Here is a 19,786-nt window from a genome sequence, read left to right on the forward strand (position 1 = left end):
CTCAGCCGACGATCAGGTCGATGGGTTCGACGCCACGGGGTTCGAAACCGAGGGTCTGGCCGTAGAACGCGAGTTCCGCCTCCAGGCTGCGGATGACGCTGTCGGCCCGGCGGAAGCCGTGCGCCTCGCCCTCGAACGTCAGATAGGCGTAGGGCACCTTCTTCGCCGCCATCGCCGCGGCGAACCGCTCGGACTGCTCCGGCGGCACCACCGGGTCGTTCACGCCCTGCAACAACAGGACGGGACACGCCGTCTTGTCGGCGCTGTTCAGCGGCGACCGTTCCTCGTAGGCGCGTTCGAAGCCGGGCAGCGGGCCGATGAGCCCGAACATGTACTGCGACTCGAAGTCGTGCGTCGTCCCGATGAAGCTCTGTAGGTCACTGACCCCGTAGTAGGACGTCGCGGCCTTGAACACGTCGGTCCGGGTGATCGCCGCGAGCGTCGTCCAGCCGCCCGCCGAACCGCCGCGGACCGCGAGCCGTTCCGGGTCGGCGATGCCGCCCTCGACGAGGGCCCGCGCGGCGGCGACGACGTCCTCCACGTCCACGATGCCCCACTGGCGGCGCAGCCGTTCACGGTAGGCGCGGCCGTAGCCGGTGGACCCGCCGTAGTTGACGTCGACGACACCGACGCCACGACTGGTGAAGAACGCCCGCTCCAGGTTGAGCACCGTGGACGTGCGGCCCGTCGGACCGCCGTGCACGAACACCACGTACGGGGGCAGCTCGTCGTCCGGCCCGGTCGCCTCCGGGTTGGCGGGCGGGAAGACGTAGGCATGGACGGGACGACCGAACGGCCCGTCCAGGCGTTCGGCGCGCGGCTTGGACAGGTACGCGACGTCGGGCAGCTCCGCCAGCTCCCTCCGCAGCCCCTCGACACGGCCCGTCGTCGTGTCCACCCGGACGACCGACGTAGGCAGATCGGGACCGCCCGCGACACCGACGATCGTGGTGCCGTCCGTGGACAGCTGCGTCTGCCAGTTCTCGTACGGGACCTCCAGATCGACGAGGTCCAGCGTCTCCGGGTCGTACACGCCGAGCCGCAGGTTCCCCTCACCGTGCAGGACGGCGAGCCGCCCGTCGCCGAGCAGCCCGTACGGCATGCCGCCGAGCTGCCACAGCGGCCCCGCGAACTCCTCCTCCGCCGGGTACAGCGCCTGCGGCGACTCGCCGTGCAGGCCGACCTGGTAGATGTTCCACCATCCCGGCCAGTCGGAGATGACGTACAGGGACTCGTCGTTGCGCCACAACGGAGCCAGCGCCGACTCGGTGAGCCCGCCCTTGACGGTACGGGGCGCGACCGTCGTGCCGTCCTCGATCGCTGCGACGCGCAGTTCGGTGCCGTCCCACGGCATGCGCGGGTGGTTCCACTGCACCCACGCCAGATGCCCACCGCTCGGGGACGGCGACGGCGAGGCGTAGAAGTCGGCCCCGGTGGCGAGTTCGCGAATCGCGCCCGCGTCCCCAGCGGCACTACCGTCCAGCGGGACGGCGACGATCGCCCGCCTGATCCCGACGACCGCGTCGTCTGCCTCTTCCCCCTCTTCGCTGGACGCGCCTTCCGTGCCCGCCTCGGCGTTCCCCGCGCTGTCGGACGGCGTCTCCACCGGCGCGGCGATGTGGCCCTCGCACACGCACCAGATCTCCGTCCCGTCGGGAGACAGGACGAAGTCGGCGTACCGCAGCCCCGTCGGGACGGCGGGCTCCGGCGTCAGCGGATACGGCTTCGGGTCGCCCTCGTCCAGCCGGTGAAGCCGCTGGTCCTCGTAGTTGGCGAACACGATCGACAGCCGCCCGTCCGCGCCACGAACCGGCAGGTACGACTGCCCGCCGTACTCGTGGACGCGGGTGCGCGCGTCCCACGGCGCCTGGAGCAGCTCGGTGCGATGACCGCCCTTGAGATGGATGACCGTCGTCCGCCCGCCCTCCTCGGGGCGGCTCTCCTGCCACCACACGTCGTTGCCCGTGACGGTGGGAAAGCTGAGCCGCAGCCGGGCGCGGGCGACATCTGCCGCAGAGATGGGTGAAGGCCATGAGCCATAGGGGAGGGTCGCACGAGCGGTCATACCAGGAATCGTCCCGCATACGGGGAGGTGTTGGGGCCATGACGGCCCGTTTGACTTCGGAAAGATACCCGGCCTATTGGGGGGCTGGTTTTTATTGGGGGGACGACCCCCCATACCCCCGGCTGCGCGGTTCGGGTCTCCTCGCTTCGGTCGCTGGCGCTCCCTGCGCTGCGGGGACGCGCCCGCGCCCGGGCGTGCCCGCTCCGCTCGCAGAGCTCGCTCCACGTGCCCACCCGTGTTCCTGTGGCCGAGGTTAGAACCCTGTGGTTGTGGTTCGGCTTGTGGTTGCGGCTGGGACCCTGTGGTTGCGGTTGGTGTCCTGTGGGTGGGTTCGTGCCTGGTGGTTGTGGGTTAGGCGGTGGGTGGGGGGGCCTTGGTGGTTTGGGTCATGGACATGCCGGGGGCGGGTGGGGCGCCTACGTCGCCGCCCAGGGTTCGTCCCGTTGTCTTGCGGCTGCGGCGGCTGCGGGCCTCCAGCCAGATGGCGATGCGGCTGATCGACATGTTGAGCGCGATGTAGATGACCGCGACGACGATGCCCGCCTGGATCTTGTTGTTGTGGAAGTTGGCGGGCACCTCGCGGAAGCCGGCCGACAGCAGCTCGGAGTAGGCGATGATGAAGCCGAGCGCGGTGTCCTTGAGCAGGACGACGAGCTGGCTCACGATCGCGGGCATCATGACCGTGACGGCCTGCGGCAGCAGGACGAGCCGTAGCACGCCGTTCTTGCGCAGCCCGAGCGAGTAGGCGGCCTCTGACTGGCCCTTCGGGATCGACTGGACGCCCGCGCGCACCACCTCGGCGAGCACGGAGCCGTTGTACATCGTCAGGCCGAAGACGACCGCCGCGAACGCGGGCACCGTGATCGTCCCGGCATTGATCTCCACGCCGAAGACCGAGAAGACGTTGTCGACCAGCACCCGCTGGAAGGTGCCGAGCTGCGAGTCGGCGATCGTCGGGCTGATCTTGTTCGGGATGAAGAACGCCAGGAAGATCAGGATCAGCAGCGGGATGGCCCGGAAGAACTCCACGACGACGCCCGCCGGGATCCGGATCCACCAGTGGTCGGAGAGCCGGGCGAGGCCGAACACCACGCCGAAGACCATCGCGAGCACCGCCGCGACCGCCGCGGCCTTGAGGGTGCTCCACAGGCCGGGCAGGATCAGCTTGTCCCACACCGTCCACTTGATGAACGGGCTCCAGAACTCGCCCGCGAACTGGCCCTTCTCGTTGAAGCGCCAGACGAGCGCGGCGAACAGGCCCAGCAGGACGATGGACGTGACGACCGCCACGACCATGTTCCGCGCACGCGCGCGGGGTCCGGGGACGTCGAAGAGGACGGTCGCTTCCTTGCTCACCGGGCCACCGCCATCCGCTTGTGCAGCCAGCCGAAGAAGAACCCGGTCGGCAACGTCATGATCATGTAGCCGACGGCCACGCCCAGGAACAGCGGGAGCGCCCCACTGGTGAACGAGGGCAGTTCGAGGAGGTCCTTGGTGACCGTGGCGGCCTCGGCGTAGCCCGCGGCGGAGGCCACCGTCGTGTTCTTGATCATCGCGATGAGGACGCTGCCGAGCGGCGCGATGACGGAGCGGAACGCCTGCGGCAGGATGATGATCCGCAGCGACTGGGTGAACGTCAGCCCGATCGACCGCGCCGCCTCCGCCTGACCCAGCGGAACCGTGTTGATCCCGGCGCGCAGCGACTCGCAGACGAACGCCGCGGTGTATCCCGACAGGCCGAGGACCGCCCACCAGTAGTAGGTGGTCGAGGTGGTGTCGGAGAACTTCAGCGCCAACACGTCGTTGAGGCCGAGGCTGCACATCAGCAGCACCAGCGTCAGGGGGGTGTTGCGCACGACGTTGACGTAGGTGGTGCCGATGGCCCGCAGCAGGGGGACCGGGGCGACCCGGAAGCTCACCAGGATCGTGCCGATCAGCATGGAGAGCACCGCGGAGACCGCGGCCAGCCGCACGGTCGCCCAGAACCCGTCCAGGATCTCGTCGAAGTTGTCGAAGAACGGGCCGAAGTCAAACATTGCTCAGCTGTCTCATCATGGCGTTCCAGCGGGTCAGGCCACACCGGCGCCGCGCCGGGACGGGCGTGCCGCGTCCCGGCGTGCGCGTGGCGTGACGGCTCAGCCTCGGATCAGGCGCAGCCTTCCATCTGCGGGACGGTCGTGACGAGCTTCAACCCGGTGCCGGCGAAGTGCTTGTCCAGCAGGGTCTTGGCGGTGCCGTCCGAGTACATCTGGGCGATGGCCTTGTTGACGGCCTCGCAGGTCTCGGTGTCGCCCTTCTTGATGCCGACGCCGTACTTCTCGTCGGTGAAGGGGTCGTTGATGACCTTGAACTTGCCCTTCTGCTGGTTGGCGAAGCCCGCGAGGATCAGGTCGTCGGTGCTGACCGCGTCCAGCGCGCCCGCCTGGAGCTTGGCGACGCAGTCGGAGTAGCTGCCGGCGTCGACGAGGGTGACGCCCTTGATGTTGAGCTTGCCGTCCGGCGGCGGCTCGGTGATGCGGCGGAACGAATTGGACCCGGCCGCCTTGCACAGCTTCTTGCCCTTGAGGTCCTGGGTCTTCTTGATGTCGTCGTTGTCGCTCTTGACCATCGTGTCCTGGTGCGCGACGTAGTACGGGCCGCCGAACGTCACCTGGGCCTTGCGCCCCTCGGTGATGGAGTACGTGGCGAAGATCAGGTCGACCTGGCCGCCGCCGAGGAACGACTCGCGGTTCGCGGAGGTCGTCTCCTTGAACGTGATGCCGCTCTCGGGGACGCCGAGCTGCTTGGCGACGTACTTGGCGACGTCGACGTCGAAGCCGTCGTAGGTGCCGTCGGGTTTCTTCAACCCGAGCGCGGGCTGGTCGAACTTGATGCCGATGGTCAGCTTCTTGTCTTCCTTGGCCTTCTGCGCGACCGACTTGGCCTGGGTCTTCTCGGTGTCGCTGCCACACGCACTGAGCGCAAGTGACAGCGCCATCCCCGCCCCGATGAGGGCACCGAAACGACGTACTCGCATTTCTCGTCCTACCTCTGCTCTCTGCCGGAGTCCCGCTCTCCGTGGACCATTTTCGCCCTTGCCGACTCGATGATCCATGATCTTGCGGACACGCCGGACGGAATGGTCAGTGCGTGAGGATCTTGGAAAGGAAGTCCTTGGCGCGGTCGGTGCGCGCGTTGGTGAAGAACTCGTCGGGCGTGTTCTCCTCGACGATCTGGCCGTCGGCCATGAACACGACCTTGCGCGCCGCGCGGCGCGCGAACCCCATCTCGTGCGTGACGACGATCATCGTCATGCCCTCGCGGGCCAGACCGGTCATGACGTCGAGGACCTCGTTGACCATCTCCGGGTCGAGCGCCGAGGTCGGCTCGTCGAACAGCATGACCTTGGGCCTCATCGCGAGGGAACGCGCTATCGCGGCGCGCTGCTGCTGCCCGCCCGACAGCTGGGCGGGGTACTTGTGCGCCTGGTCGGCGATGCCGACCCGGTCCAGCAGTTCCAGCGCGTGCTTCTGCGACTCCTGCTTGCCCTGCTTGCGGACCTTGACCGGCCCGAGCGTGACGTTGTCCAGGATCGTCTTGTGGGCGAACAGGTTGAACGACTGGAAGACCATGCCGACGTCGGCGCGGAGCCTCGCCAGATCCTTGCCCTCCTTGGGCAGTTCCTTGCCGTCGACGAGGATCCTGCCGTAGTCGATCGGCTCCAGCCGGTTGATCGACCGGCACAGGGTCGACTTCCCGCCACCGGACGGGCCGATGACGACGACGACCTCGCCGGGATCCACCGTGAGATTGATGTCCTTGAGGACGTGCAGCTCCCCGAAATACTTGTTGACGTGCTCGACCACGACGAGGGGCCGGTCACCGGAGGCGGCCGGCGCGATGTCGTCCTCCGGCCCGCCCTTGGTGAGGTCGGGCCCGCCTTCGCTGTCCGTCATGCGGTCGGACTTTACGTCATCGGCGGCGGAGCGAAAGTCGCCGCGCGGTACCGATACGATCACGAAAACCCATGTCGGACGGGGTTCCGCCGTGGCACAGGGTGATCATCAGTGCTGGCCGCGGCGCCGTTGACCCGTTCCGTGATGGCACGTCAGGCCCGTACCCTTGGTAACTGTCATGAATGCGCCTTTGGAGACGGCTCCCCGTACGTACGAGATCCGTACCTACGGGTGCCAGATGAATGTCCACGATTCCGAGCGGTTGTCCGGGCTACTGGAGTCGGCCGGTTATGTGCGCGCGGGGGACGCCGAACCCGACGTGGTCGTGTTCAACACCTGCGCGGTGCGGGAGAACGCCGACAACCGCCTGTACGGCAACCTCGGGCACCTGCGACCCGTGAAGAATTCGCATCCCGGCATGCAGATCGCGGTCGGCGGCTGCCTCGCGCAGAAGGACCGCGACACGATCGTCCGGCGCGCCCCCTGGGTGGACGTCGTGTTCGGCACCCACAACATCGGGTCGCTGCCCGCGTTGTTGGAGCGGGCCCGCGTCCAGGACGAGGCGCAGGTCGAGATCGAAGAGTCGCTGGTGACGTTCCCGTCGACGCTGCCGACGCGCCGGGAGTCCCCGTACGCGGCGTGGGTGTCGATCTCCGTCGGGTGCAACAACACGTGCACGTTCTGCATCGTCCCGTCGCTGCGCGGCAAGGAGAGGGACCGCCGTCCGGGCGAGATCCTCGCCGAGGTGGAGGCCCTCGTCGCGGAGGGCGCCCTTGAGATCACGCTGCTGGGCCAGAACGTCAACGCCTACGGTTCCGGTTTCGGTGCGCTGGCGGACGCGCCCGGCGACGTCCGGTCGATGACGTCGGGCGGGCAGTCGGCCTTCGCGGGGCTGTTGCGGGCGTGCGGGGGAGCGGAGGGGCTGGAGCGGGTCCGGTTCACCTCGCCGCACCCCAAGGACTTCACCGACGACGTCATCGCCGCCATGGCCGAGACCCCGAACGTGATGCCGTCGCTGCACATGCCGCTCCAGTCCGGGTCGGACGCGGTGCTGCGCGCGATGCGCCGCTCGTATCGGCAGGAGCGTTACCTCGGCATCATCCAGAAGGTCCGGGCGGCGATCCCGGACGCGGCGATCACCACCGACATCATCGTCGGCTTCCCCGGCGAGACCGAGGCCGACTTCGAGGAGACCCTGCACGTGGTGCGGGAGGCCCGGTTCGCGTCGGCGTTCACGTTCCAGTACTCCAAGCGTCCCGGCACGCCCGCCGCGACCATGGACGGCCAGCTGCCGAAGGAGATCGTCCAGGAGCGGTACGAGCGTCTCGTCGCCCTCCAGGAGGAGATCTCCTGGGCGGAGAACCGCAAGCAGGAGGGTCGCGTCCTGGAGGTCCTGGTCGCCGAGGGCGAGGGTCGTAAGGACGCGGCGACGCGCCGGTTGTCGGGCCGCGCGCCCGACAACCGCCTGGTCCATTTCGGCGCGCCGGACGAGCCGGTGCGCCCCGGCGACATGGTCACCGTCGAGGTCACCTACGCCGCGCCGCACCATCTGGTCGCCGACAAGCCGGTGCGGGGCGTCCGCCGGACGCGGGCGGGCGACGCCTGGGAAGCGCGCCAGGGGGCCGGGGACGGCCCGAAGGGCGTTTCTCTGGGCATACCGTCGATCGGTCGCCCCGCCCCCCAGGACGCGCCCGCGGCGGCCTGTTCGACCGGCCCCTGACCCGGCGCGGCGGCGCGGTCAGGCGGGCTGGCCGCCGCCCGGCTCGTCGCCGCCGGGGCGGCTGCCGCTGCCGCCGCCCTGGCCGCCCTCGTTGTTGCGGTCGATGTGGTCGCCCGCCTTGTCCTGGGCCTTGTCGATCTTGTCGGCGTACTTGCCGCCGGTGTGTTCGTCGATCTTGTCCCCGGCCTTCTCCATGCCGTGCTTGGCCTTGTCGGGGCTCTGTCCGAGCATCTGCTTGACCTTGTCGACGATGGACATTGGAAATTCCCCCCGGATCCCTCGTCGTCGTCGGCGGCGCGCGTTGACGCGCGACACCCGTACAACCCGGCTATACCCGTTCTGTTGCCACAATTAAGCCTGTGAGCTCACCAGATGTGATCGCGGTCGTGGGCGCGACGGCCGCCGGCAAGTCCGACCTCGCCGTGGAACTGGCCCTGCGGCTGGGCGGGGAGGCGGTCAACGCCGACTCGATGCAGCTGTACCGCGGCATGGACATCGGCACCGCGAAACTGTCCCGCGACGAGATGCGGGGGGTGCCCCACCACCTTTTGGACGTGTGGGACGTGACCGTCACGGCGAGCGTGGCCGAGTACCAGCGGCTCAGCGCCGACGCGATCGCGGGCATCCGGGATCGGGGCCACCTCCCGGTGCTGGTCGGCGGATCGGGTCTGTACGTGCGGGCGGCGCTCGACGACCTGGAGTTCCCGGGGACGGACCCGGCCGTCCGCGCGCGCTTGGAGGCGGAACTGGCGGAGTCAGGGCCCGGCACGCTGCACGAGCGGCTGCGCGGGCTCGACCCGGCGGCCGCCGAGGCGATCCTGCCGAGCAACGGCCGCCGGATCGTCCGGGCGCTGGAGGTCATCGAGATCTCCGGCCGCCCGTTCACCGCGTCCCTGCCCGAGCACCGGTACCGCTACGGGTCCGTCGTCCAGATCGGGTTGAGCGTCCAACGGGACGCGCTGGACGAGCGCATCGCCGCCCGCGTGCGAAGGATGTGGGACGCGGGCCTGGTCGACGAGGTCCGCGAACTGGAGAAGCGGGGACTACGGGATGGCCTGACCGCCGGACGCGCGCTCGGCTACGCGCAGGTGCTCAGGTTCCTGGCGGGGGAGTGGACGGAGGATCAGGCCCGGGAGGACACCGTCCGGACGACGCGGCGTTTCGCCCGCAGGCAGGAGTCGTGGTTCCGTCGTGACCCGCGCGTCCAGTGGCTGCCGTTCGACGCCCCTGACCTGGTCGATCAGGCTCTCGCCTTGATCAGCTGAGCACCCTCGGCCGTTCTGGGGGCGTGGGGTTCGTCCCCCCACCAGGGCAGGGGCGAGGGCAATATGATCGAAGGATGCGGTTCGTCAAGGGGCACGGCACTGAGAACGACTTCGTGATTCTGCCCGACCCGGACGGCGTCCTGGAGCTGACCCCGGACGCCGTGGCGCGGTTGTGCGACCGGCGGGCCGGGATCGGCGCCGACGGGGTCCTGCGGGTGGTCCGGACGAAGGTCGCGGGCCCCGACGCGGAGCGGTACGGCGGCGCCGACTGGTTCATGGACTATCGCAACGCCGACGGCAGCGTCGCCGAGATGTGCGGCAACGGCCTGCGCGTCTTCGCCCGCTACCTGGTCGAGGCGGGTCTCGCCGCGCCCGGCGAATGGGACGTGGCGACCCGGGCGGGGCTGCGGCGGGTGTCGCTCGGCCCGTCCGGAGACGTGACCGCCCAGATGGGCCCGGCGGAGCTCCTCGGCCCCGGCGAGGCGTCCCTGGCGGGCGCGGTGTTCCACGGAGAGCGTGTTTCGGTCGGCAACCCACATCTGGCGTGCCGGATCGACGGTCCGGTCGCCACGCTGGATCTCACGCGCGCGCCCGACTTCGATCCGGGTGTCTTCCCCGACGGGGTGAACGTCGAGTTCTTCCGCGTCGTCGGCGACCGGCACCTGGAGATGCGCGTGTACGAGCGCGGCTCCGGCGAGACGCGGTCCTGCGGGACCGGGACGGTCGCGGTCGCCGCCACCGCCGCGAAGCTCGGATCCGACGAAGCGCGGGACGTGTCGGAATGGACCGTGGACGTTCTCGGCGGACGGGTGACCGTCGCGTTCGACGGAACTGCCGCCCGGCTGACCGGCCCTGCGGTGCTGGTCGCCGAGGGTGAGACGCGGCCGGGCTGGATCTGACGTGACGCCCTTTCCCACTATGGCCGAACGGCGTTCGGCTTCGTCCCGGCTCGAACGGGACAGGTGTCCCTCACCAACGGGACCTTCCACCGAATAACTTCTTTCTTGCACACCCTCTGGTGAATGGCCCGTATGGATCGGGATGGGAGCCCCGATGCCGTACGGAGCCCGAGGGCCGGTGGCGACCTTCTTGGCGGGGGGCGGTCACCGGCCCTCCCACCGGGTGACACGGCGGCCCGGGCGGGCGGGATCCGCGATCTAGAGCCTGCGATCTCTAGGTCAATGTCTCAGGCGGGATGTCTCGGCGGAACGTGTTCACCGCGAGGTGTCAGGATGAAAGCCGTTCACGGGGAGTTTGGCGCGTACGAGCGTCCCACCGTGCGGACCCGGTCCCACAGTGCACGAGCCGCCCAGCTCGGTCGCGCGTTCACGCATCGAGGACATGCCGACGCCGGAACGCACGTGCGAGGGCAGACCCACCCCGTCGTCGTCGACCGTGACGTGCAGGTCGCCGTTCAGATGCAACCGCACCTGCGCGAACCCCGCCTTGGCATGCCGGTGGACGTTGGTGAGCGCCTCCTGCACGATCCGGTAGGCGGCGACCTCCGCGGCGGCGGGCAGGCCCTTCAGGTCGCCGTCGACGTGGACGTCCACCTTCGGGCCGTCGCCCGTCGCGACGACACCGCCGAGCGCCTGGATGGCGCCCTCCAGACCCAGATCGTCCAGCGCGGGCGGACGCAGCCCGTACACGAGGTCCCGGACGTCGCCGATGGTGCGGCCCATCGTCGCGCGCAGGTTCTCCAGCAGCCCGTCGACGGCCTCCGGGTCGGACTTCAACGTGATCCGCGCGGCGTCGACCGTCATCGCCAGGCTCGCCAACGTGGGGCCGAGCCCGTCGTGCAGGTCGCGCCGCAGCCGCCGCCGCTCCTCCTCCCGGGTCCGCAGGATGTGCTCCCGGGACCGCTGGACGTCGGCGGCGAGCCGGGCCGCGTTCGCCAGTTCGGCGAGGTTGCGGGCGAGGACGCCGGACAGGCGGGCGTCCGGGGTGCGGGTGACGCCGAACAGCAGCCGTCCGACCGGCTCGCCGTGCCACACGAGCGGGATGAGTTGGGGCCGGCCGCCGAGGATGCCGTCCTCCGCGGAGATCGTCCGGCCGTCGCGGTCGAGGACCTCGATCGCGACGCCGGTGGCGTGCAGGGCGGAGCGCGCGATCTCGGCGGCGACGGCCAGCGCGGCGGCCGGGTCGGCGGCGGTCTGGAGCCGCCGGTTGAGCCGGTCGGCGATCCGGTACGGGTCGCGCTCACCGTGGATGAGGCCGTCGACGGTCCGTTGCAGGCGCCGCCGGGCGGGCTCGAAGAACGCGCCCGCGACGATCGCGCCGGCCAGCCCGGCGAGGGTGCCCTCGCCGTGCGCGAGCAGGCTCGCGGCGCCGACGAGCGCGAAGTAGACGGCGGTGATGACGGCCACGAGGCCCGCGTACACCAGCGTCCGGCTGACCACGAGGTCGATGTCGTAGAGCCGGTACCGGGTGATGGCGATCGCGACGCAGAACGGGACGGCGACGATGGTGAGGTTTCGCAACGGATCTCCGATCGGGCCGTTCTCCCCGAGGTAGATGATCCCCTCGGCGACCAGGCCGGGGTACACGACCCAGCCGATCTGGCGTCGGACGTCCGGCGGCGACTGGACGAACCGGACGGCCAAGGAGAACAGGACCGCCGCCAGGGTCGACAGGATGATCACGCTGATCGGCACCGGGATCGTCTCGAACGGGTACACCGAGACCCCGTTGTGCCAGCGCCGCACGCCCGGGTCGATCGTCAGGTGCACGCACACGATGACCGGGACGAGGCAGGCGAGGACGAGCACGGGCCGGAACCAGCGCGACACGAGCCGTCCGTTCGGGAAGATCAGCGGGAGGATCAGCGTAAGGGTGTAGGTGTCAACGGCCCACAGCCAGGTGGCGAGCCAGTTGACGAACCCCGTTCCCATCCAGTGGTGGATCTCGAACCACGGGGCGAGATTGAGTGACAGGACGTAGACGGAGGCGCTGAAACCGGATCCGAGCATCAGCCAGGCGACGGTCGACCCGCGCGGGTGCCGCACCAGGAGGGCGCCGACGGGCGTCCAGGCGAGGGCGACGAGGATCTCCGGATGCCACCAGACCATCCGCTGGTCGGAGGGCAGCTGGACGCCGACCACGAAGGACGCGGCGACCATGAGCACGGCGCCGAGCGCGAGCGGGAACGCGATGAGGCTCGCTCCGCGATCGTGTTCTGCCGTCTCCACCATGCACTCCTCGGAACCAAAAGTAATGGAATGTTAAAGCTTCCTGTTCCTGTCCAGCAGTCTCGAAGATGTCTTTCTCAGGACACCGAGGACGGGGGGTCGGCCCGGACGTCGTCGTCACGGGTACGTGGACACGTGCCGTGATGGTAACCGGGCGAGCCCGTATTGAGAATGGAAGGCCCAGGTCAGGGTCATCCGGAGGGACGTTTTGGACACCGTCCGGAGCCCCGTCCACCGCCGCTGACCGAGCACGAGCCGGACGCTCGCCGGGGGTCCGCACGACGCCGGAGGCCGGAATTCCGTTTACTTGGGAGGGTAATCCGGGCCGCCCGAATACGGGGGATTGTGGACATCCACGTTCAAGGAACGGTACACCCGGCCCTCGATCGCGAACACCGGGTCAGGTTCCCGCAGTCAACACACTGTCGCGGGTGAGGGCCCGCATCCCGCGCCGCAGCTCGTCCGGCGAGACGTCTCCGACGATGAGCCGCTGGAGGAGAAACCCGGGCACGATCGCGAAGAGGGTCTTCCCGGTGGCGGCGGTGTCGGTGTCCGGTGGGAGGAGCCCGGCGTCGACCAGGCGGCCCATGTAATGGGTCCACGTCTCGCGGATGTGGGTGATGTTGTCGGCGATGTAGCCGGAGATCTCCGGATCGTGCATCCCGAGCGCCCACGCCTCGGGCGCGAGCCGGAGCGGCCCGTTCTCCCCGGACAGTGAGACGATCTTGAGGGCGAGCCGCTCGACCACCTCGTCCATCGGAACCAGCGGCTCGCTGTGCGCGAGCTCCCGGAAGAACGCCTGGAGGTCGCCCGCGACCGTCTCGATGTTGGCCTTGATCAGCTCGTTCTTGCTCTTGAAGTACCGGTAGACGGCACCGGCCGACAGGCCCGACTCGGCGAAGATGTCCTGCATCGACGTGTCGTGGACGCCCTTGCGGATGAAGCAGGCGCGGGCCGCGTCCAGGATCTGACGACGGCGGCGTTCCAGATGATCCTCGCTGACTCGCGGCATGGCCGCCAATATAAAACGGACGTTCGTTCTTGACAAGTTCGCCTGACGGATGCTGTGCTGGCGACGCTTAAAAGAACGGACATTCGCTTTTTTAGGGAGCCGCCCGATGCGATCGCCCCTCCTCCGCACCGTCGGCGTCGCCGTCACCGCCGCACTGGTGCAGCTCGTCATGATCGTCGCGTTCTCCTGGCCCGCCGCGCGGGTCGCGCCGCGCGACGTCCCCATCGTCGTGACCGGCCCGCAGGCCGCCGCCGTCGCGCAGCGCCTGGACCGCGTGAGCCCCGGCGCGTTCGACATCGCCACGCGACGGGACGAGGCCGCGGCGCGCGCCGCGCTCACCGACCGCGAGGCGTACGGCGCGATCGTGACGGGCCCGTCCGGCCTGAGGGTCCTCACCGCTTCGGCGGCCTCCCCGGTCGTCGCCCAGCAGCTCACCGCGCTGGCGCAACGGCTCGTCCAGAACGCCGATGGCCAGGCCCCGCGAGGACCCACGTCCGCCGTCGAGGACGTCGTGGCCGCCGACCCCGACGACCCGCGCGGATCCGGGTTCGGCGCCCTCACGCTTCCGTTGATCATGTCCGGGCTCGCGGCCGCGACGCTGCTGACCTTCGCGGTCCGGGCACTCGCGTGGCGGGCCGCCTGCACCGTCCTGTTCGCCGCGCTGGGCGGCGCGGGCGTCGCCGGAGTCGCGCAGAACTGGCTGTCCCTGCTGCCCGGCCCCTACCCGGCCGTCGCCGGGGTCATGGCGCTCACCATCCTCGCCGTGACCGGCACGGTCGTCGGCCTGGCCGCGGCGATCGGACGGCCCGGGATCGCGGTCGGCGGCCTGATGTTCCTACTGCTCGGCAACCCGCTGTCGGCCGCCACGTCGGCGCCGGAGCTGTTGCCGCAGCCGTGGGGCGACATCGGCCAGTTCCTTCCGCCGGGCGCCGCGGTGACGCTGCTGCGGTCAACGGCGTTCTTCGACGGCGCGGGCGCCGCCGGGCCGCTCGTCATCCTGGCCGCCTGGACGGTTGGCGGGCTCGCGCTCCAGACGGTCGGCGGGCTGCGCGGACGCGTCGAGCCCGACACCGCGTCGGACCGCGAACCCGTCCTCGCCTGACATCTGGCGTTTTCCCACGCGGTATGTGTTCGCTCAGTAGCATTCTGTGATTCTTCTGGGCGACGCGAAGGGGAATCGTGGCGGCGTTCCTGGTGCGCAGACTCGTGCGCTACGCGGCGCTGACCGTGATCGCCACGAGCCTGGCGTACCTGCTGGCCGCCGCCGCGCTCGATCCGCGAGCCAACGTCGAAGACCGGGCGACCCGCCCGCCAGAGGCCGTGGTCGACGCCCGCCTCAGCGCCCTCAACCTCAACGACCGCACGCCCCTGGCCGATCGGTACCGGACATGGGCGGAGGGCGTGCTCGTCGGAGACTTCGGCCGGACGTGGGAGGGCGAAGCGGTCGGCCCTGAACTGCGGCGTCGGCTCGGCGTCAGCCTGAGGTTGGTCCTCCCTGGCGCGGTTTTGGGGAGCGTGTTGGGTGTCCCCCTCGGCGCCTACGCGGGAGTGAAGCGTGGACGGGCGGCTGACCGGGTCATCAGCGTCGGTTCGTATCTGCTGCTTGCTGTGCCGGTGTTCGTCCTGGCTGTGTTGCTGCAAGTCGTGGCAGGTCTGACGAACGACACCTTCGGGGTGCGGGTGTTCGTGTGGGTCGGGGAATCCGACGGGCTGGGCGATCGGGCTCGACACCTACTACTTCCCACGGTGACGATCGCGCTGACCCAGTTCGGCCTCTACTGCCGTTACCAGCGCGCCCTGATGCTGGACGTTCTGCACGCCGACTTCGTGCGCACCGCGCGGGCCAAAGGGTTACGGCGACGAAGCGCACTCCTCCGGCACGGGCTCCGCACCGCCTTGGCGCCGATGACGACGTACTCCGCTTATGCCTTCGGACTGCTCCTCCTCGGTGGCGTCTTCACCGAGAAGGTCTTCGGCTGGCACGGGGTCGGTGAATGGCTCGTCGACTCCGTCGCGTGCGGTGACGTCAACGTGGTCGCCGCCATCGACTGTGTCGCCGCGTGTGGGGTGCTGCTGGCGGGGCTGGTGTCGGACGTCCTGCACGGCGTCCTCGACCCTCGCACCAGGGCCGCGACGTGAACTGGAACCGCCGGGCCGTCACCGGGGCATGTCTGCTCGCGGTCGTGGTTCTGGTGGTGTGGGGAGGGCCGCTCGTGTCGCCCTGGAGTTGGGACGGCACGGATCTCGCGTCGTTCGGCGAGGGTCCGTCCGCGCGGCACTGGCTCGGCACGACGCAGAGCGGCCGGGACGTGTTCGCGACGACCCTGCGCGGAGCGCGCCGTTCTCTTCTCATCGGCTTGCTAGTCGCCGTGACCTCGACCGGTCTAGCCGCCGCTGTCGGGACCGTCGCCGGATACGCCGGTGGCCGCCTCGACCGGGCACTGATGTGGAGCGTCGATCTGCTGCTGGTGCTGCCGTCCCTCCTGGTCGTCGTGCTGCTGGCACCGTGCTTGGGCGGCGGAGTCCTCGCGCTCGTGCCGCTGTTGGCGGCGTTCATGTGGATGGTCACGGCGCGGTCGGTGCGGGCGATGACGGTCGCGTTGCGCGACCGCGAGTACGTGCTGGCCGCCCGGTTCGCCGGGGTGGGCGCGCCGCGCGTGATCGTCCGGCATGTCGTGCCGCAACTCGCGTCGCTGCTGATCGTGGACGCGAGCCTCAACGTCGGCGTCGCGATCATGGCGGAGAGCGGGCTGTCGTTCCTGGGCTTCGGCGTCCGCCCACCCGACGTGTCGCTCGGCACCCTGATCGCCGAGACCTGCGGAACGGCAGCGGCATACCCGTGGCCGTTCGGTTTCGCGGCAGGACTGCTCGTCGTCATAGTCCTCGCGGTGAACCTGCTGGCAGACGGTCTGCGCGACGTTCTCGACCCCACCTCGGAGCTGGAAGGCAAGCGTTGAACGTCCTGCGAGTCACGGATCTGACGGTTCGCCATGCACGCGACGACGTGCGCGCGGTGGACGGGGTGAGCTTCGAGGTAGGGGCCAACGAGACGCTAGGGATCGTCGGTGAATCGGGTTGCGGGAAGACGACCCTCGCGCTGGCTCTGATGGGTCTGCTGCCAGAAAGCGCCCAAGTTGAGGGTTCCGTGCGGCTGCGCGGTGAGGAATTGCTTGGACGTTCCGACGCCGAACTCTCCCGAGTACGCGGCAAGGACCTGGCGATGGTTTTCCAGGACCCGCTGTCAGCGCTCACATCCGTCCACACGGTCGGCGACCAGATCGCAGAGGCCGTACGTATCCATTCGAGGGTGAAACGTGCGGTGGCGCGCGCACGGGCCGTCGAGTTGCTGGACTTGGTCGGCGTTCCGAACGCGGTCAGGTGGGCACGGGCCTACCCGCACGAGTTGTCCGGCGGCATGCGGCAGCGCGTGGTGATCGCCATGGCGATCGCGAATAGCCCTGTCGCGATTGTCGCGGACGAACCGACGTCCGCGCTGGACACCATCGTGCAGGCGCAGGTTCTGGACGTGCTGCGGGTCGCCAAGGAGGCTGCGGGCGCGGCGATCGTGTTGATCAGCCATGACCTCGACGTCGTCGCCGGGTTCGCCGACCGCGTCCTGGCGATGCGAGCGGGACGTGCCGTCGAATGCGGGCTGGTTGGAGAGATGTATCGGCAGCCATCCGCACCGCCTGTCCGCCAGGTGGCAGGGGAGCGTTGTCGGCCTGTCGTGCTGGCAGTGGACGCGCTCGTCCGTCACCACCGTCCCCTTCGCAAGGCAGGGACGGTACGTGCCGTGGACGGTGTCTCGTTCGACATCGGGGAAGGCGAGACCCTCGCACTCGTGGGGGAGTCGGGGTGCGGCAAGACCACGACCCTGCTGGAGATCATGCGCCTGTCGCGCCCAGAGCGCGGACGTGTCGTTGTTTTCGGGCATGACACAGCGACGTTGCGATCCGCGCACCGCAGAGCACTACGCCGTGACGTCCAGATCGTGTTCCAGGACCCACATGCGTCCCTGGACCCACGGATGCGCGTTGCCTCCACCATCGCCGAACCGCTCACCGCGCATGGCATGCCGTCGTCCCAGGCCCGCGTTCGTGTTGTAGAACTCTTGGATCTCGTGGGGTTGGACCCCGACCACGCTCGGCGGTTTCCGCACAGCCTTTCGGGTGGAGAGAAGCAGCGCGTGTGTATCGCCAGAGCGCTTGCCTTGGAACCGCGATTGCTCCTTCTGGACGAGCCTGTCTCCGCCCTGGACGTGTCTGTTCGAGACGATGTGCTGACCCTGCTGGAGGGTCTGCGCGAGCGGCTCGGCTTGGCCTACCTGTTCGTCTCGCATGATCTGGCCGTCGTCCACCGCATGGCCGACCGGATCGCTGTCATGCATATGGGGCGCATCGTCGAGATCGGCCCCGTGGATGACGTGTATGGCGCACCGGCCCATCCATGCACACGCGCGCTGCTCGATGCGGCCCCGCTGACGCAAGCAGAGCCGCCCGATGCCGCGACGTTGCTGAAGGGCTGCCGCTTTCGTTCCCGTTGCCCGCGCTACGCCACCCTCACCGCAGATGCGCGACCCGCATGCGAAGTGCACGATCCGCTTACCCGACGAGTGGATTTTGCCGAGGACGCCGGATGGTCGGTCGCCTGCCACCATCCTCTGATCGGAGCCGGAATCGAACGATGAGACGCATGCTCGTGGTCGTCATGGTGATGGCCGTGTGCGGTTGCAGTGGGGTCGGGGGCTCGCTCGCCCCTCCGGCGTCCGGGCGGCTTCCCGCTGTCGACGTCAATCGCGTCCCGCGTGACCGCGTTATGGACGGCGGGACGCTGCGATGGCCCTTGCCGGAGTTCCCGTCCCAGTGGAACTTCCACCATGTCAACGGCACGACTGGAGCGGTCGAACACGTTATCCAGGGTGTTCTGCCGTATTTGATGCGTCCGGACGAGAAGGCGGTCCCGCATCCCGTTCCTGAGTATCTGCGGTCAGCTAAGTTGAAACGCACCCGGCGCGGCCAGACCGTCGTGTACCGGCTCAACCCACGGGCGACGTGGTCGGACGGCCGTCCCATCGGATACGCCGACTTCGTGGCGCAGGCGCATGCGTTGTCCGGGCGTAACCCGCGATACGAGGTCTCCACCGTCACCGGGTACCAGCGCATCAAGCGCATTGAACGAGGCGCGAACGACCACGTGGTCAAAGTGACCTTCGACGGGACGTACGCCGATTGGCGCAGCCTTTTCAGCCCGCTCTACCCGGCTGTGGCTTACTCCGACCCACGCACGTTCAACACCGGGTGGGTGAACCGCCTACCCGTCACGGCGGGCCCGTTCAAACTCCAGGGCATCGACCGGACGGCCAAGACGGTCACGGTGGTCCGCGACCCGGCCTGGTGGGGTGCGCCTGCGAAACTCGACCGGATCGTCTACCGCGCTTTGGACACCCGTGCGATGCCCGGTGCGTTCGCCAACCACGAGATCGACGTGATGGATGTCGGCCTTGACGCAGGAGCGCTGCGACGAGTCCAAGGCGTCCCGGGCGCCGCCGTCCGGCGGGCAGGCGGCCCGGACTGGCGGAATCTCACGCTGAACGCCGCCTCGCCTACTCTGTCCGACGTGCGGGTGCGGCGGGCCGTCATGCTGGGCATTGACCGCCGTGTCCTCGCCAGGGCCGATCTGGCCGGTCTCGGGGTGCCCGTCCAGATGCTCGGCAACCACTTCTACGTCAACACCCAAGTCGGCTACCGCGACAACTCCGGAATCCTCGGATCGTACGACCCGAACCGCGCGAGAACCCTCCTGGACGAGGCGGGCTGGACACTCCACGGCAAGTACCGCGCCAAGGCCGGACGGACCCTCGCCTTACGTTTCGTCGTTCCGTCCGGGGTCGCCATCAGCAAACGCGAAGCGGAACTGACCCGCGTCTTACTCGAACGCATCGGTGTCCGCGTAGACATCGAATCCGTGCCCGACGACGACGTGCTCTACCGGTACGTCGTCCCCGGGAACTTCGACATTGTCGCGTTCTCCTGGCTCGGCACGTCGTTTCCCGTGTCGCCGATGCGGGCGGTGTTCGCACGGCCCCAAGGCGACCGCGTCCGGCAGAACTACTCCCGTGTCGGCACTGCCGCCATCGACGCCGCCATGGACCGGGCCATAGCGGAAGTAGACCCGTCCAGGATTCACGTCCTCGTGAACCGGACCGACAGGCTCATCTGGCGCCAGGCGTCGGTTCTGCCCCTGTACCAGCGTCCCCAACTCGTCGCCGTCCGCGCGGACCTCGCCAACCTGGGTGCCTGCGGTTTCTTCGAACCCGCCTACCAGGACATCGGGTTCACGAACCAACACGCCTAGGGGAAAGCGATCTGAACGCCCTTGCGGTCACTGGTGTACCGGGCGTTCCACACGTAGAGCCGCAGCTCGTCGGCGGAGACGTCGTCCCTGACCGGGAGATCGGTGGCGACCCGCACCACATACGAGGCGCCCGCCGGGATCATCATGCTGCCGTTCTCGTCGACAGGCGGCTCCGCCCCGCCGATCCCATCGTCCCGGCGACGGCCCCGGCGAGGCCGAGCCGTCCCGCGTTGCTCCTTCTGCGTCG

Annotated in this window: 17 protein-coding genes; 8 read left to right on the forward strand and 9 right to left on the reverse strand. The window is 69.2% G+C overall.

The genetic code is table 11. The features are described from left to right. Nucleotide 1: 1 nt before the first annotated feature. The 5 genes from ABD808_RS10700 to ABD808_RS10720 form a co-directional block, all read right to left on the reverse strand. Nucleotides 2-2,065, reverse strand: coding sequence for a prolyl oligopeptidase family serine peptidase (locus ABD808_RS10700; protein ID WP_344893770.1), 2,064 nt, complete (start codon nt 2,063-2,065; stop codon nt 2-4). Between the two features lie 351 nt (nt 2,066-2,416). Further along, nucleotides 2,417-3,421 (reverse strand): amino acid ABC transporter permease, encoded by a 1,005-nt coding sequence (locus ABD808_RS10705; protein WP_344893773.1) that lies wholly within the window; start codon nt 3,419-3,421, stop codon nt 2,417-2,419. Further along, nucleotides 3,418-4,101, reverse strand: a complete 684-nt coding sequence (locus ABD808_RS10710; RefSeq protein WP_344893776.1) for an amino acid ABC transporter permease — start codon at nt 4,099-4,101, stop codon at nt 3,418-3,420. The genes ABD808_RS10705 and ABD808_RS10710 overlap by 4 nt, the downstream gene beginning before the upstream one ends. 110 nt (nt 4,102-4,211) lie before the next feature. Further along, nucleotides 4,212-5,081, reverse strand: coding sequence for a glutamate ABC transporter substrate-binding protein (locus ABD808_RS10715; RefSeq protein WP_344893779.1), 870 nt, complete (start codon nt 5,079-5,081; stop codon nt 4,212-4,214). A 106-nt stretch (nt 5,082-5,187) separates the two neighbouring features. Then, nucleotides 5,188-5,910, reverse strand: coding sequence for an amino acid ABC transporter ATP-binding protein (locus ABD808_RS10720; protein WP_344895364.1), 723 nt, complete (start codon nt 5,908-5,910; stop codon nt 5,188-5,190). 268 nt (nt 5,911-6,178) lie between these two features. Here ABD808_RS10720 and miaB point away from each other — a divergent pair, with 268 nt between their 5' ends. Beyond that, a complete protein-coding gene (gene miaB, locus ABD808_RS10725; protein ID WP_344893782.1) occupies nt 6,179-7,720 on the forward strand; it encodes a tRNA (N6-isopentenyl adenosine(37)-C2)-methylthiotransferase MiaB in 1,542 nt (513 codons plus the stop codon). 18 nt (nt 7,721-7,738) lie between these two features. Here the strand turns inward: miaB and ABD808_RS10730 are convergent, their stop codons facing one another. Next, nucleotides 7,739-7,978, reverse strand: coding sequence for an antitoxin (locus tag ABD808_RS10730; RefSeq protein WP_344893785.1), 240 nt, complete (start codon nt 7,976-7,978; stop codon nt 7,739-7,741). A 116-nt stretch (nt 7,979-8,094) separates the two neighbouring features. Here ABD808_RS10730 and miaA point away from each other — a divergent pair, with 116 nt between their 5' ends. Together miaA and dapF are read left to right on the forward strand one after the other, a co-directional pair. After that, nucleotides 8,095-8,985: a tRNA (adenosine(37)-N6)-dimethylallyltransferase MiaA gene (gene miaA, locus ABD808_RS10735; RefSeq protein WP_344895367.1), complete on the forward strand. Its 891-nt coding sequence runs from the start codon at nt 8,095-8,097 to the stop codon at nt 8,983-8,985. Between the two features lie 74 nt (nt 8,986-9,059). Beyond that, on the forward strand, nt 9,060-9,884 hold the full coding sequence (dapF, locus tag ABD808_RS10740) for a diaminopimelate epimerase (RefSeq protein WP_344893788.1): 825 nt from the start codon (nt 9,060-9,062) through the stop codon (nt 9,882-9,884). Nucleotides 9,885-10,199: 315 nt separating this feature from the next. Here the strand turns inward: dapF and ABD808_RS10745 are convergent, their stop codons facing one another. Then, complete coding sequence (locus ABD808_RS10745) at nt 10,200-12,176, reverse strand: sensor histidine kinase (RefSeq protein WP_344893791.1); 1,977 nt, start codon at nt 12,174-12,176, stop codon at nt 10,200-10,202. A 397-nt stretch (nt 12,177-12,573) separates the two neighbouring features. Next, on the reverse strand, nt 12,574-13,185 hold the full coding sequence (locus ABD808_RS10750) for a TetR/AcrR family transcriptional regulator (protein ID WP_344893795.1): 612 nt from the start codon (nt 13,183-13,185) through the stop codon (nt 12,574-12,576). A gap of 106 nt (nt 13,186-13,291) precedes the next feature. Here ABD808_RS10750 and ABD808_RS10755 point away from each other — a divergent pair, with 106 nt between their 5' ends. From ABD808_RS10755 to ABD808_RS10775, 5 genes are all read left to right on the forward strand, one after another. After that, nucleotides 13,292-14,287 carry a hypothetical protein gene (locus tag ABD808_RS10755; RefSeq protein ID WP_344893798.1) on the forward strand — a complete coding sequence of 332 codons (996 nt, stop codon included), beginning with the start codon at nt 13,292-13,294 and terminating at the stop codon, nt 14,285-14,287. 77 nt (nt 14,288-14,364) lie between these two features. Continuing rightward, complete coding sequence (locus ABD808_RS10760) at nt 14,365-15,324, forward strand: ABC transporter permease (RefSeq protein WP_344893801.1); 960 nt, start codon at nt 14,365-14,367, stop codon at nt 15,322-15,324. Further along, nucleotides 15,321-16,142, forward strand: a complete 822-nt coding sequence (locus ABD808_RS10765; protein WP_344893808.1) for an ABC transporter permease — start codon at nt 15,321-15,323, stop codon at nt 16,140-16,142. Before ABD808_RS10760 ends, ABD808_RS10765 begins: the two co-directional genes overlap by 4 nt. After that, on the forward strand, nt 16,139-17,872 hold the full coding sequence (locus ABD808_RS10770) for a dipeptide ABC transporter ATP-binding protein (RefSeq protein WP_344893811.1): 1,734 nt from the start codon (nt 16,139-16,141) through the stop codon (nt 17,870-17,872). The genes ABD808_RS10765 and ABD808_RS10770 overlap by 4 nt, the downstream gene beginning before the upstream one ends. Continuing rightward, nucleotides 17,869-19,539 carry an ABC transporter family substrate-binding protein gene (locus ABD808_RS10775; protein WP_344893814.1) on the forward strand — a complete coding sequence of 557 codons (1,671 nt, stop codon included), beginning with the start codon at nt 17,869-17,871 and terminating at the stop codon, nt 19,537-19,539. Before ABD808_RS10770 ends, ABD808_RS10775 begins: the two co-directional genes overlap by 4 nt. Here the strand turns inward: ABD808_RS10775 and ABD808_RS10780 are convergent. Further along, nucleotides 19,536-19,685, reverse strand: coding sequence for a hypothetical protein (locus ABD808_RS10780; protein ID WP_344893817.1), 150 nt, complete (start codon nt 19,683-19,685; stop codon nt 19,536-19,538). The genes ABD808_RS10775 and ABD808_RS10780 overlap by 4 nt on opposite strands. Nucleotides 19,686-19,786: the final 101 nt, after the last annotated feature.

Source organism: Actinomadura meridiana (assembly GCF_039537545.1).
Lineage (GTDB): Bacteria > Actinomycetota > Actinomycetes > Streptosporangiales > Streptosporangiaceae > Spirillospora > Spirillospora meridiana.